Source organism: Sphingomonas sp. Marseille-Q8236, from assembly GCF_965112005.1.
Genome location: NZ_CBCOPO010000001.1, coordinates 1,524,085 through 1,534,869, shown reverse-complemented (window position 1 = coordinate 1,534,869; position 10,785 = coordinate 1,524,085). Strand labels below are relative to the sequence as shown.

The 10,785-nt window shown below is 64.2% G+C and carries 14 protein-coding genes; 8 read left to right on the top strand and 6 right to left on the bottom strand.

Annotation, left to right across the window (positions count from 1 at the left end):
* Nucleotides 1-26 precede the first annotated feature (26 nt).
* The 3 genes from ACWPWT_RS07330 (at nucleotide 27) to ACWPWT_RS07320 (ending at nucleotide 3,346) form a co-directional block, all read left to right on the top strand.
* Nucleotides 27-485: a DUF3429 domain-containing protein gene (locus ACWPWT_RS07330; RefSeq protein ID WP_454279148.1), complete on the top strand. Its 459-nt coding sequence runs from the start codon at nucleotides 27-29 to the stop codon at nucleotides 483-485.
* Between the two features lie 360 nt (nucleotides 486-845).
* Nucleotides 846-2,765 (top strand): ribonucleoside-diphosphate reductase subunit alpha, encoded by a 1,920-nt coding sequence (locus tag ACWPWT_RS07325; protein WP_261269049.1) that lies wholly within the window; start codon nucleotides 846-848, stop codon nucleotides 2,763-2,765.
* Nucleotides 2,766-2,917: 152 nt separating this feature from the next.
* Entirely contained in the window at nucleotides 2,918-3,346 is a 429-nt protein-coding gene (locus ACWPWT_RS07320; RefSeq protein ID WP_454279147.1) for an endonuclease domain-containing protein, read from the top strand.
* A 77-nt stretch (nucleotides 3,347-3,423) separates the two neighbouring features.
* Here the strand turns inward: ACWPWT_RS07320 and ACWPWT_RS07315 are convergent, their stop codons facing one another.
* Entirely contained in the window at nucleotides 3,424-3,675 is a 252-nt protein-coding gene (locus tag ACWPWT_RS07315; RefSeq protein ID WP_261268835.1) for a DUF2171 domain-containing protein, read from the bottom strand.
* Between the two features lie 56 nt (nucleotides 3,676-3,731).
* Here ACWPWT_RS07315 and ACWPWT_RS07310 point away from each other — a divergent pair, with 56 nt between their 5' ends.
* From ACWPWT_RS07310 to ACWPWT_RS07300, 3 genes are read left to right on the top strand one after another with little or no spacing between them, the layout of a single operon-like run.
* Entirely contained in the window at nucleotides 3,732-3,929 is a 198-nt protein-coding gene (locus ACWPWT_RS07310) for a hypothetical protein (RefSeq protein WP_261268834.1), read from the top strand.
* Between the two features lie 2 nt (nucleotides 3,930-3,931).
* Nucleotides 3,932-4,228 (top strand): hypothetical protein, encoded by a 297-nt coding sequence (locus ACWPWT_RS07305; protein WP_454279146.1) that lies wholly within the window; start codon nucleotides 3,932-3,934, stop codon nucleotides 4,226-4,228.
* 5 nt (nucleotides 4,229-4,233) lie between these two features.
* On the top strand, nucleotides 4,234-5,289 hold the full coding sequence (locus ACWPWT_RS07300; protein ID WP_261268832.1) for a ribonucleotide-diphosphate reductase subunit beta: 1,056 nt from the start codon (nucleotides 4,234-4,236) through the stop codon (nucleotides 5,287-5,289).
* Between the two features lie 355 nt (nucleotides 5,290-5,644).
* Here the strand turns inward: ACWPWT_RS07300 and ACWPWT_RS07295 are convergent, their stop codons facing one another.
* From ACWPWT_RS07295 to ACWPWT_RS07275, 5 genes are all read right to left on the bottom strand, one after another.
* Entirely contained in the window at nucleotides 5,645-5,977 is a 333-nt protein-coding gene (locus tag ACWPWT_RS07295) for an HNH endonuclease (RefSeq protein WP_454279901.1), read from the bottom strand.
* Between the two features lie 94 nt (nucleotides 5,978-6,071).
* Nucleotides 6,072-6,698 (bottom strand): opacity protein, encoded by a 627-nt coding sequence (locus ACWPWT_RS07290; RefSeq protein ID WP_261268831.1) that lies wholly within the window; start codon nucleotides 6,696-6,698, stop codon nucleotides 6,072-6,074.
* 230 nt (nucleotides 6,699-6,928) lie between these two features.
* Nucleotides 6,929-7,255: an MliC family protein gene (locus ACWPWT_RS07285; protein ID WP_454279145.1), complete on the bottom strand. Its 327-nt coding sequence runs from the start codon at nucleotides 7,253-7,255 to the stop codon at nucleotides 6,929-6,931.
* A complete protein-coding gene (locus ACWPWT_RS07280; RefSeq protein ID WP_261268829.1) occupies nucleotides 7,252-7,593 on the bottom strand; it encodes a DNA polymerase V family protein in 342 nt (113 codons plus the stop codon). The genes ACWPWT_RS07285 and ACWPWT_RS07280 overlap by 4 nt, the downstream gene beginning before the upstream one ends.
* A gap of 71 nt (nucleotides 7,594-7,664) precedes the next feature.
* The gene (locus tag ACWPWT_RS07275; RefSeq protein WP_261269047.1) at nucleotides 7,665-8,912 is read right to left on the bottom strand and encodes a multidrug effflux MFS transporter; all 1,248 of its coding nucleotides are present in this window, start codon (nucleotides 8,910-8,912) and stop codon (nucleotides 7,665-7,667) included.
* 284 nt (nucleotides 8,913-9,196) lie between these two features.
* Between ACWPWT_RS07275 and ACWPWT_RS07270 the strand changes: the two genes are divergently transcribed.
* Nucleotides 9,197-9,694, top strand: a complete 498-nt coding sequence (locus ACWPWT_RS07270) for a hypothetical protein (protein ID WP_454279144.1) — start codon at nucleotides 9,197-9,199, stop codon at nucleotides 9,692-9,694.
* 70 nt (nucleotides 9,695-9,764) lie between these two features.
* Nucleotides 9,765-10,721: an isopenicillin N synthase family dioxygenase gene (locus ACWPWT_RS07265; protein ID WP_454279143.1), complete on the top strand. Its 957-nt coding sequence runs from the start codon at nucleotides 9,765-9,767 to the stop codon at nucleotides 10,719-10,721.
* Nucleotides 10,722-10,785 lie beyond the last annotated feature (64 nt).

The following is a 10,785-nucleotide window of genomic DNA, read 5'->3' as shown; positions in this document are numbered from 1 at the left end:
AACACGCCCCTGCACGTTCGCGCCCCATGACATCCCCCGCCCCCACGCGCGAAGCCGCCTCGCCCCGCATACCGGCGCTCAGCCTGATCTTCGGCTATGGCCCGGCGCTGGTCCTGCCGCTCGCCGCGCTGGCCGCCTGGGTGCAGCTTCCCTTGGCGCTTCTGGTCGGACAGATCTGGGGCGCCGCGATCCTGATCTTCCTGGCGGGCGTCACGCGCGGGTTGAGCTTTTTCACGCCCGGCGGCCCGCACATCTCGCAGATGCTGACGATGATCCTTCGCTTCTCGCTGGGCCTGGTGGCGCTGATCGCGGGGCCATCGACGGGATTTGCCCTATTGATTCTGGGCTATGGGTCGATCGCGCTGACCGACCCCTGGATTGCGCGATGGGGCGGGGCGCCACGGCACTTCGCACGGCTTCGCCCCCCACAGATGGTGGTCGCCTTGGCCGGGCTGATCGCGCTGTTCCTACTGTCGCTCGGCTGACCGCCAGCCGCAAAAAAAGTTTTTTGGGGCTTGCGCTTCACGAACCCCGCAGCAATCCACGCGTCGCGGCTTTCGCGCGGTTCCAGGCCCGTTCCATTCGTCGCAACCAACCCCCTCGCCAGGCTTTAACCTCTTGCGATGGTCGCCGGGATTTTCCACTATGGATTGTGGAAGAGGCCGGGGGTGGCCCCAAGCACTGGTAGTAGGGGTCATGCTCACCAAGCATGACGGAGATGGAAAACAGGGCCCGGAATCGGGGCTTTTGGAACCGTCTCGCCCATGCTGCCATGACGCCTGCGCGTCGTGCCGGGGCCATGCCGACGACCCGAACGGGACAAGAACAAGGGAGCGGCATCGATGATGGATTTCAGGGATAGCCGGGATAGCGACATGACGACTGATATGCTTGAGAAAATGGCCGCGGCGGACACCAGCCCGGCACCGGCCCCGACGCCCGCCGATACCAAGTCGGTGCGCCCGCAGCCCTATCCGGTCGAGGTCGACCATGCCCGCGATGCGCGGCTGACCGATTTCGGCAAGGAAACGCTGAACGACCGCTACCTCCTGCCCGGCGAAAGCTATCAGGACCTGTTCGTGCGCGTCGCCTCGGCCTATGCCGACAATGCCGAGCACGCCCAGCGGCTGTACGACTATATCTCGAAGCTGTGGTTCATGCCCGCGACGCCCGTCCTGTCGAACGGCGGCACGGGTCGCGGCCTGCCGATCAGCTGCTACCTCAACTCGGTGCCCGACAGCCTGGACGGCATCGTCACCACTTGGAACGAGAATGTCTGGCTCGCCTCGCGCGGCGGCGGCATCGGCACCTATTGGGGCCAGGTGCGCGGCATCGGCGAGCCGGTCGGCCTGAACGGCAAGACCAGCGGCATCATCCCCTTCGTCCGCGTGATGGACTCGCTGACGCTGGCGATCAGCCAGGGTTCGCTGCGTCGTGGCTCGGCCGCCTGCTATCTCGACATCTCGCACCCCGAGATCGAGGAGTTCCTGGAGATCCGGAAACCCTCGGGCGACTTCAACCGCAAGGCACTGAACCTGCACCACGGCGTGCTGATCCCCGACGCCTTCATGGAGGCGGTGCGCGACGGCGCCGAATGGCATCTCAAGAGCCCGAAGACCGGCGAGGTCCGCGCCACGGTCGACGCGCGCGCGCTGTTCCAGAAGCTGGTCGAGACCCGTCTGGCGACCGGCGAGCCGTACATCGTGTTCGCCGACCATGTGAACAAGAACATGCCCAAGCACCACCGCGAGCTGGGGCTGAAGGTATCGACCTCGAACCTGTGTTCGGAAATCACGCTGCCGACCGGCATCGACCATAAGGGCAAGGACCGCACCGCCGTCTGCTGCCTGTCGTCGCTGAACCTGGAAACCTGGGACGAGTGGAAGGACGACAAGCAGTTCATCGAGGACGTGATGCGCTTCCTCGACAATGTCCTGCAGGACTATATCGACCGCCACGAGCCGGGCATGGAGCGTGCCGCCTATTCGGCCGGGCGCGAGCGCTCGGTGGGCCTGGGCGTGATGGGCTTCCACAGCTTCCTGCAGGCGCGCGGCATCCCCTTCGAGGGCGCGATGGCCAAGTCGTGGAACCTGCGCATGTTCAAGCACATCAACGCGCAGGTGAACCAGGCGTCGATGACCCTGGCGGTCGAGCGCGGGCCCTGCCCCGATGCGGCAGACGTCGGCGTGATGGAGCGTTTCAGCTGCAAGATGGCGATCGCGCCGACCGCGTCGATCTCGATCATCTGCGGCGGCACCAGCGCCTGTATCGAGCCGATCCCGGCGAACATCTATACCCACAAGACGCTGTCGGGTTCGTTCTCGGTCAAGAATCCCTATCTCGAAAAAATCCTGATCGCGAAGTCGAAGAATTCGGACGCGGTGTGGAACTCGATCCTCGAGCATGGTGGGTCGGTCCAGCATCTCGACTTCCTGAGCCAGGAAGAGAAGGACACGTTCAAGACCTCGTTCGAGATCGACCAGCGCTGGCTGCTCGAACTGGCGGGGGATCGCACTCCCTATATCGACCAGGCGCAGTCGCTGAACCTGTTTATCCCGGCCGACGTGGAGAAGTGGGACCTGCTGATGCTCCACTTCCGCGCGTGGGAGCTGGGCATCAAGTCGCTTTATTATCTCCGCTCCAAGTCGGTGCAGCGTGCCGGTTTCGCCGGGTCGGGCGGCGTCGAGGCGGACAACACGATCAGTGCACCCAAGTTCGAAATCGGCGAGACGACCGATTACGACGAGTGCTTGGCCTGTCAGTAAGCAGGCTTTGACAAGGCAGGCTGCCCTCACCCTCCCACCCGGCTTATGCCGGGCGGGCCCCTCCCTCTCCCGAGGGGAGAGGGGTGAAACAGCCTGATCCCTCTCCCTTGGGAGAGGGAGCGAGCCGCACAGCGGCGGAAGGGTGAGGGCAGGTGCGCCTTTATGAGAAACAACCGATCGGTACAGTTCCTCGCGCCCGTCAGCTCCGCCGCGACGCGTCCGAACCCGAACGCCGCCTGCTCCGCGCGCTGCGTGAAACCTATCCGCATCTGAAATGGCGTCATCAGACGCCGCTGGGACCTTTCTTCGCCGACATGCTGTGCTTTTCCGAAAAGCTGGTCATTGAGGTCGACGGCGATACACACGCCGTCGCGGAAGGTTATGATGCGTCGCGCGAAGCCTTCATGGCGCGCGAGGGGTATCGGACGGTTCGCGTGACCAACGCGGATGTGATGACCAACCTCGAAGGGGTCTTGGCCCAAATCTCCTTCTCCTTGCGGGAGAAGAATGGGGCCCGCGCGGCGCAGCCTTGTGAAGAGGATGCGGGTATGGCGCCCACGGAAAAGGGCGGCGCCGCATGACCGACACCGCCCTCACCCTTCCGCGACCTTCGGTCGCGGGCCCCTCCCTCTCCCACAACGGGAGAGGGGTTGAGGAATCACTCGGCCTCTTCGAACTGGTCGACGGCGTTCTGCGCGGTCGCCGACAGGCGGACCTGGTCGCCCTCGACCTCGGCGACCAGGCCGATCGGCAGGTAATGATGCTTGGCGCCCTGCCCGTCTTCGGTCTGGGGGCTGTCGTTCTTGGTCAGCTTGATGCGGTCGCCCTGAACGTGATCGACGGTGCCGACATGGACGCCGTCCGCACCGATGACTTCCGCATGTTCCTTGATCTGGCTGACATCGACCATTGTTCGTCTCCTGTGTTGGGTTCGGTTTCGGAACGCGCAACACCGGAATTGGTCGCATGACATCGGCGTTCATCATGTACGCGGTGGCCGGAATACTGGCCGGGATCGGCATAGGGCTGCTGCTTGCCCTGCGTCGTCCGCAGGAGCCCGCGCGCATTTATGTTTACCGCATGGCCGGAATCATGGCGCTGGCGGCCGCGATCGTGCTCGGCTTTTCGGCGACCGCACTGCGGCAGTGGAGCATGGGGACATGATCTTGATCGAGCGGCTCCTGGCCCTGATCGCGGCGGTGGCGGTGGTCGGCTTCATCGTTCTGGGCTTCCAAGCCTATGCCGATGTCGATCTCAGCCAATGTTTCCTCGAAGCCCGTAGCCGCCGCGCCAGCTTCATCCGTCATTATCTTTGTAGCCCCTATCTGTTGGCGGGCCGTCCCCGTGACTGGTTTGCCTTTGTCTGGCTCTGGTCGTTCCCCGTGACGATCGCCGCCTTTTCCGTTTCCGCATGGCGCCACCAGTGCCGTGCATCCCGCACCAACACCATTCGTCCGGAGTAACCCCGATGCCTCTCCTCCAAGCCTCCAAGCAGTATAAGCCCTTCGAATACCCCTGGGCGTTCGAATTCTGGAAGCGTCAGCAACAGCTCCACTGGCTGCCCGAAGAAGTGCCGCTGGGCGAGGATTGCCGCGACTGGGCGCAGAAGCTGACCGATCATGAGCGCAACCTGCTGACCCAGATCTTCCGCTTCTTCACCCAGGCGGACGTCGAGGTGCAGGACTGCTACCACGAGAAATATGGCCGGGTGTTCAAGCCGACCGAGATCAAGATGATGCTGACCGCCTTCTCCAACATGGAGACGGTGCACATCGCCGCGTACAGCCATCTGCTCGACACGATCGGCATGCCCGAGAGCGAATATGGCGCCTTCCTCGAATATGCCGAGATGAAGGACAAGCATGATTACATGCAGAATTTCGGCGTCGACAGCGACGAGGACATCGCCCGCACGCTGGCGATGTTCGGCGGCTTCACCGAAGGCGTCCAGCTGTTCGCGTCCTTCGCGATGCTGATGAACTTCCCGCGCTTCAACAAGATGAAGGGCATGGGCCAGATCGTCAGCTGGTCGGTGCGCGACGAGAGCCTGCACTGCGAAGGCATCATCCGCATGTTCCACGCCTTCTGCCAAGAGCGCCAGTGCCTGACCAAGGCGGTCAAGGACGACATCGCCGATGTGTGCCAGACGACGATCCGCCTGGAGGATAATTTCATCGACCTCGCCTTTGAGATGGGCCCGGTCGAGGGGATGAAGCCCAAGGAGATCAAGAAGTATATCCGCTACATCGCCGACTGGCGCCTGGGCCAGCTGGGCCTGAAGCCGATCTATATGATCGACGAGCATCCGCTGCCCTGGCTGACCCCGCTGCTCAACGGCGTGGAGCATGCGAACTTCTTCGAGACGCGTGCGACCGAATATTCCAAGGCGGCGACGCGCGGCCAGTGGAACGACGTCTGGGACGCGTTCGACACGCGGCAAAAAGCCAAGACCGCCAAGGCGGCCAACGAGGAGCCGGGCGAGACCGGCGACATGTTCTCGGCCGCGGGCGTCGCGGCAGAGTGATTGTCGAAAGGGCGGGCTTCGGTCCGCCCTTTTTTTCGTGCGAAGCCGCGATGGCGCGAAGAGGTGTGGTTCGCGCGGAGGACGCGGAGGAAAGAAGGCAGGAGGAGGATCTCCTCACATCCGTTCAGCCTGAGCGTAGTCGAAGGCCACGGGATAACGCCTGTCACACTATGAAATTGCAAGTTTGGCCTGCGGCCGTGGGGCTGCGGGGAGAGGGTTTCCCTTGGCCTTCGACTGCGCTCAGGCTGAACGGAGATTGGGAGAGCTGGCCGCGCGCCTAAATGATCTCCGCGCCCTCTGCGCCTCTGCGCGAACCACACCTCTTCGCGTCTTCGCGTCTTCGCGCGAACCAAAATCACCGCGCCGCCCGCGTCGGCGCATGGAAATCCGTCGGTTTCCCGGCAATCCACTTCAGAAACCGCACTATGTCCGGATGCGCCCGCAACACCGCGAAATCGCTGTAATCCCGCGCCAGTTCCGTATTGGACAGCGTCGCATGGATCGTGCGGTGACAGATGGGATGGACCGGCACCGTCTCGCGCCCGCCTTCGCTCTTGGGAACGGGGTGGTGCCATTCCACCTTCGCCCCCAGCGGACGGTCGCACAGCGCGCAGGATCGCGGCGGTGCCCGCTCTACCCGTTGGGCGGCGGCCGCCAGCCCCGCCTTTCGCTTCACCCGTCCGACCATCGCCATCGATATGGGAAGCCTGTCCACAAAGGAAAACGGGGCCCGGCATTGCTGCCGAACCCCGCCACCTTAAGCCAACTGGATCCCGATGGGATCAGAAGTGTGCGACGACACCCGCCATCGGGCGGAACGAATGTGCGTCGTCGAAGGTCGAAACTTCCATGCGGAGACGCAGACCCGAATTGCCGGTCAGGCCACCCAGACCGATGTCCTTCGGGCCGACTTCCGCGCCGACGCCGTACACGGTGCCGTGATAGTCACGCTTCAGGTCGCCAGCGACGCCCGGCGCGAAGTTGTGGAAGTTGTTCCAGCGATAGCCGACCTTGCCGTAGAACAGGCCGCTCTCACCGGCGCGGAAGCCCGCGCGGCCATAGGCGCCATACTGCCAATCGATGTCGCCCGACACGCCCTTGGCGACCGAACCCTCGGCACCGATGAAGACGGGGCCCAGCGGGACGTTGGCACCAACGATGCCCTCGACCAGCGCGCCGTCCAGGTTATAGCCCTTGGGCTGCGCGGGGATGCCGGCGACCGACTGGCGATCGAACTGCTCCCAACCACCCATGATCGCGACGTACGGCTCGATACCGAAGGCGCGGGTGCCGTCGGGAGCGGTCGCGGTGTCGGTGGCGGGGGCCGCCGTGGTGTTCATGTCCTGGGCCATGGCAGGCACGGCGACGAACGCAGCCGCCGCAGCGGCGACGAGGGAAAGCTTACGCATACGAGATACCCTTCTCTTATTCTATGTGGGGCGGCGGATCGAACCGCTCAGCCCAGGCCCGCTTAACCGGCAAATGAGCCAGGAGTTGCACGGGAAACGCGAATTCTGGTCGGCTTCCGCAAAGCTGTGCCAAGAAAGTCACAGTTCCTGTCACTTAGATGAACCAATTGGGGCAGAATGGGGCGATCGCGGTTTTCAGCCATTTTTCGGCCTTTTTTGTTGGGCTGAGCTCAGCGGACTGCGGTGCAGCGAAGCGAATCGCCGGTGGGCCGTGTCAAAACAACCTCACCCCCCTTGCCGCGAAGGTCATGGCCGAAGCCTGCATAGTGGATGCCCGAGGCGACAGGCTGTCCCGCCAGGCGCACTTCCAGATCGCCATCCAGGCGCAGCAGCGCGCTGTCGTCGCGATTGTCGAAGCGCACCCAGAACCGACTGCCATTCTCGCACTGGAAATTCGTCGAGATCATCGGCGGCATGGCCGAGCGGGGATCGGGCATGGTCGAGCATCCGACCAGCACGATCCCTCCCGCCGCCAGCGCCACGGGCAACCGCATCATGGCCGCAGTGCGGCGTCGTCGGCTTCGTCGATATCGCCATCGGCGACGCTATCGTCCTCGAAATCCTCCTGGAGATCGTCCTCGTCGATATCCTCGGCATCCATGTCGACCGAGGCATCGCTTTCGCCCACCTCTTCGGAATCCATGTCGAGTTCGTCGATCGGCTCGTCCTCCACCGTATCGTCGCCCAGATCGGGTTCGATATCGGTCAACAGCACGCCGTCCGTCGGTCCGTTGCGCGTCGCCTCCAGAATCTCGGCACGCTGGCTCTCGTCATAGCCTTCTTCGTCCCAGCCATCATCGCCGGGTCCCTGGCTGGGAACCTGATGTCCGCCCATGCTTGCCTCCTGTCCTGGGTGTCGGAAGCAAAAACGGTGGGGCGGGCCGGGCGGTTCCCGCCGGGCCTGCGTTACTGGGGCCGGAACATCCGCCCGCGTTCGGTCAGGGCCACCACGGCGAAGGCCGCACATCCGGCGATTAGGAAGCCCAGCGTCAGCGGCCGCGTCGTCCCGTCAAAAGCCTGCCCGATGCCCGCCCCAATCAGCGAACCGATGGTGACGCTGGTAAAGCCCTGTACGCTGGATGCGGTGCCCGCGATCCGCCCCATATTCTCCATCGCCATCGAGGAGAAATTGGAGGTCGCCAGACCGAAACACGCCATGGTGATCGCCTGGAGCACGGCAAAGACGATCAGCGTTTCGCCAAAGAATTGCGCGACCGCCAGATGGATCGCCGACACGATGATCAGGATGGTCACCGAACTATGGCTGATCAACCGCGTGCCCAGCCTCATGACGATCCGCGAGTTGAGCAGATTGGCCGCCGCCATCGTGACCGAGGTGGTAGCGAAGATCAGCGCGAGCAGCTTTTCGCGCCCGAACGTCTCCGCCATGATCGGCTGTACCGAATTAAGATAGCCATAGAGCGCCGCCATCAGGGCGGTCGCCGCCAGCGTATAGCCGAGCGACAGCCGGTCGCTCAGCGTCTCACGCCAGCCATCGAGGATACGCGACAGCGAGATGGGGAGTTGCGCCTCGGGCGACAGCGTCTCGGGCATCCGAACCGCGAACCAGCCGAGCACCAGCGCCGCCAGCCCGGCGATGGTCCAGAAGATCAGCCGCCAATTGCCGAACAGCAGCACCAGTTCCCCAAAGGCCGGGGCCAGGATCGGCACGATCATGAACACCATGAAGGCGATCGACATGACCTGCGCCATGGCGCGCCCGTGATAGCAATCGCGGACCAGCGCCACCGTCGCCACCCGCGTCGCCGCGATCGCCGCGCCCGCACAGACGCGCGCGACCAGCAACAGCGTAAAGCTACCCGCCATCGCCGCCGCGCCATTGGCGATGATATAGATGACCAGCGCGACGATCAGCACCCGCCGCCGCCCATAGCGATCGGCCAGCGGCCCATGGACAAGCTGCGCCACCCCGAATCCGATCAGGAAGGCGGTGACGACGAAAGGCCGTGCGGCCGCCGAAGCGCCCAACGCCTCGCCGATGGCCGGCAGCGCGGGGAGCATCGAATCGATCCCCAGCGCGGTCAACGCCATCAGCGCCGCGATCAGAAGGACGAATTCGACAAAGCCGATCGGCGCGCCGGGCGGCTCGGCCGCGACGGACGCCGCCGGAGCAGCGGAACGGGTTTCGGACATGATGTTGGTCACATAAGGGCGTTTGATTGGCAGGGGAACCGGAAAACCCGCTTCGATATCCAATGTTGCCGAGCAGAGGGGAAAAGATCGTCATCGACGCCTCTGTCCGTCGGATCGGCGATGCTGGCACCGGTGACGCGCCTGCCCGACGCCGATCTTTGCTGTTCGCCATGACGATGAAAGCGGACGTGGCGGCGGCATTCAGCGCACCGTCAGCTTGTGCGGCACAATCTCCGCGCTCAATTGTATCAGCGTTACGGAATGCCCGAAGGAGTTTTGCCGCCATGATCACCCCGCATCGTATCGGCCTGGCCCTGCCGCTTCTTGCCGCACTGGCGCTGTCGGGTTGCGACCGGCCCACCGAGGGGACGTCGGTGACGATCAACAGTTCGGACGGAGAGACGCTGGCCGCCGTCGATGGCCGGTCGGGCGAGGTCAAGCTGGCACTGCCCGGCTTCACGGGTGCGTTCAAGCTGCCCAAAGTGTCGCTGGAGGCGGATAATTTCGAGCTGAACGGCGTCCATCTCTATCCGGGGTCGAAGATCCGCAACGTCGATGTCGGCAATGGTCGCGACAAGGCGTTCGTCATGACCTTCGACAGTCCCGCCGATCCCGCCACGGTGCGCGACTGGTTCCGCGAGAAGATGGGCGAGGCCGACTTCACGTTGAGCGATCAGGGCGGCGTGCTGGTCGGCAAGACAGCGGAGGAAAAGCCGTTCCGCGTCGATCTTCGTCCTGCTGGTGGCGACCGATCGACGGGAACGATCACGCTGGGCGGATAAGCGGCCCTGTTCGGACGTCGCAAGCGCGCTATAACGATGACAGCTTGTTAGATTTTCTGGACATATTGCCATGACCGACACCCGCTCCGCCGAGGTTCCGACGCTCAGCCTCGCCGATCAGGACCGCGATCCCGAGGGCTTTGCCGCAGCCCTTGGCGAATCGTTCGAGCGGTTCGGTTTCGCGATCGTCGCGGATCATGGCGTGCCCGCCGACCTGATCGACCGGGCCTGGGCGCAGACCAAGGCGTTGTTCGACCTGCCTGAGGAAGAAAAGCGCGGCTATCACGTCCCCGGCGGCGGCGGCGCGCGCGGTTATACCCCGTTCAAGACCGAGATCGCCAAGGATGCCAAGGTCGTCGACCTCAAGGAATTCTGGCATGTCGGCCGCGAACTGCCCGAGGGACATCGCTATGCCGATCGGATGCCCGCCAATATCTGGCCCGAGCGGCCCGAGGGGTTCCGCGAGGATTTCATCCGGCTCTTCGCGGCGTTCGACCGCGCGGGCGACCGGCTGTTGTCCGCCATCGCCCGGCACCTGAAGCTCGATCCGCACTGGTTCGACCCTGCGGTGAAGGACGGCAATTCGGTCCTCCGTCTGCTCCATTATCCGCCGATCCCCGCCGATGCCGAGGGTGTGCGGGCGGGCGCGCATGAGGACATCAACCTCATCACCCTGTTGCTGGGCGCCGAGGAAGCGGGGCTGGAACTGCTGGACCGCGATTCGGGCGAATGGCTGGCGATCCGTCCGCCAGAGGGTGCGATGGTGGTCAATGTCGGCGACATGCTCCAGCGGCTGACCAACCATGTGCTGCCTTCGACCACGCACCGGGTCGTCAACCCGCCGGTCGAGCGGCGTGGCTTCTCGCGCTATTCGATGCCCTTCTTCCTGCACCCCGCGCCCGACTTCCTGATCAAGACGCTGCCCGGTACGGTGAGCGAGGGGCATCCGGATCGCTATCCGGAGCCGATCACCGCGCACGATTATCTGTTCGAGCGGCTGGTCGAGATCGGGCTCATCAAGAAGTAGGGGCCAGGCGAGGCGGAAGGGTGCAACCGCTTTGGGTGCCCCCTCCGCCAGGCCTTTCGCCTGC

Bases quoted from the DNA above. Each gene is read 5' to 3' on its own strand.
- ACWPWT_RS07265 (WP_454279143.1), top strand. From the start codon at position 9,765: ATGACCGACACCCGCTCCGCCGAGGTTCCGACGCTCAGCCTCGCCGAT.
- ACWPWT_RS07275 (WP_261269047.1), bottom strand. From the start codon at position 8,912: ATGTCCGAAACCCGTTCCGCTGCTCCGGCGGCGTCCGTCGCGGCCGAG.
- ACWPWT_RS07330 (WP_454279148.1), top strand. From the start codon at position 27: ATGACATCCCCCGCCCCCACGCGCGAAGCCGCCTCGCCCCGCATACCG.
- ACWPWT_RS07300 (WP_261268832.1), top strand. From the start codon at position 4,234: ATGCCTCTCCTCCAAGCCTCCAAGCAGTATAAGCCCTTCGAATACCCC.
- ACWPWT_RS07325 (WP_261269049.1), top strand. From the start codon at position 846: ATGGATTTCAGGGATAGCCGGGATAGCGACATGACGACTGATATGCTT.
- ACWPWT_RS07290 (WP_261268831.1), bottom strand. From the start codon at position 6,698: ATGCGTAAGCTTTCCCTCGTCGCCGCTGCGGCGGCTGCGTTCGTCGCC.
- ACWPWT_RS07280 (WP_261268829.1), bottom strand. From the start codon at position 7,593: ATGGGCGGACATCAGGTTCCCAGCCAGGGACCCGGCGATGATGGCTGG.
- ACWPWT_RS07295 (WP_454279901.1), bottom strand. From the start codon at position 5,977: ATGGTCGGACGGGTGAAGCGAAAGGCGGGGCTGGCGGCCGCCGCCCAA.
- ACWPWT_RS07310 (WP_261268834.1), top strand. From the start codon at position 3,732: ATGACATCGGCGTTCATCATGTACGCGGTGGCCGGAATACTGGCCGGG.
- ACWPWT_RS07285 (WP_454279145.1), bottom strand. From the start codon at position 7,255: ATGATGCGGTTGCCCGTGGCGCTGGCGGCGGGAGGGATCGTGCTGGTC.
- ACWPWT_RS07270 (WP_454279144.1), top strand. From the start codon at position 9,197: ATGATCACCCCGCATCGTATCGGCCTGGCCCTGCCGCTTCTTGCCGCA.
- ACWPWT_RS07315 (WP_261268835.1), bottom strand. From the start codon at position 3,675: ATGGTCGATGTCAGCCAGATCAAGGAACATGCGGAAGTCATCGGTGCG.